The 1,270-nt window shown below is 65.6% G+C and carries 2 protein-coding genes; one reads left to right on the top strand and one right to left on the bottom strand.

Annotated features, from left to right (window positions below):
- A partial coding sequence (locus JYJ84_RS36960) for a LysR family transcriptional regulator (RefSeq protein ID WP_205190330.1) occupies nt 1–234 on the bottom strand: 234 nt, incomplete at its 3' end.
- A gap of 311 nt (nt 235–545) precedes the next feature.
- Between JYJ84_RS36960 and JYJ84_RS36955 the strand changes: the two genes are divergently transcribed.
- Nucleotides 546–1,270, top strand: a 725-nt coding sequence (locus JYJ84_RS36955) for a serine hydrolase (protein WP_205190329.1), incomplete at its 3' end; no start/stop codon positions are given.

Genomic DNA, 1,270 nt, shown 5'->3' with positions numbered 1-1,270 from the left:
AATCCGGTCGACCATCGCGAGCACCTGCTCGGCCTGCGCGAGCAGGATGTTGCCGGCCTCGGTGAGTACCGGCTGCCGGCGCGAGCGATCGAACAACTGCACGTTGTATTCGCTTTCCAGCGTCTTGATCTGCAGGCTCACCGCCGATTGCGTGAGGCCGATGGCTTCGCCGGCGCGCGCGAACGTCCGGTATCGGGCGATGGCGACCAGCGTTCTGAATGCGCGTAATGACATGGGCGGACGGAGGTGGGCAGAGGCAGCCGTGTACGAAGCGGATCCCGGGCGGCGCGATCTACGGCGCGTTGCGGTGAGCGGCTCGCAGGGCCGCCGCCAGGGTTCGCGACATCATGCCCGCGCGTCTCGAATCGGGCAACCGGCCGGGATGCGGCGCGCCGCGTGTCGCCGACAAGCCGCGATGGTTCGAGCGCCTCCTAAAATGATATAGTTCTATTTTTAGAATGTTTAAACCGGGCAAGCGTGCTGCCTGAAGCGCAGCGACGCGGGTTCCGGCGTGTCGAGACCGAAGAGAACAGAGGAGCAGGGGCATGACCAAGGTGGCACATCCGGGTTTGTCGTCGCAGCGGCTGAAAGCGCTCGACACGCGGCTGAACGAGCGGTATGTGGCGTCCGGGCGCTTGCCGGGGGCGGTGACGATGATCCATCGCCGTGGCGAGCTGGCGCACGTGAACGTCGTCGGATCGATGGACGTCGAGCGGGCGAAGCCGATGCGCGAGGATGCGATTTTCCGCATCTACTCGATGACCAAGCCGATCACGAGCGTCGCGTTCATGACGCTGGTCGAGCAGGGGCTGGTCGCGCTCGACGATCCCGTGTCGAGCGTGATTCCGGCATGGAAGGAGTTGGGCGTTGCGGTGGCCGGCGCGCGGAGCCTCGGCGGGTTCCAGACCCGGCCGGTCACGCGCGAGATGCTGATGGTCGATCTGCTGCGCCATACGGCCGGATTGTCGTATTTCTTCCAGGCCCGCACGAACGTCGATGCCGCTTACCGTGAACTCGCGCTCGGCGAACCGGGCAACCCGGGCGGTCTCGACGGCATGATCGCGGATCTGGCCCGGCTGCCGCTCGACTACTCGCCGGGCGACGAATGGAATTATTCGGTCGCGACGCACGTGCTCGGCTACCTGGTCGAGAAGATCTCCGGGCAGCCGTTCGCCGACTACCTGAAGCAGTCGCTGTTCGATCCGATCGGCATGCCCGACACCGGTTTCTTCGTACCCGACGAGCAGGCCGAGCGCCTGTGCGCGTGCTA

The sequence above is a fragment of the Burkholderia sp. LMG 13014 genome, from assembly GCF_905232215.1.
GTDB lineage: Bacteria > Pseudomonadota > Gammaproteobacteria > Burkholderiales > Burkholderiaceae > Burkholderia.
This window is presented reverse-complemented; position numbering and strand designations above follow the sequence as displayed.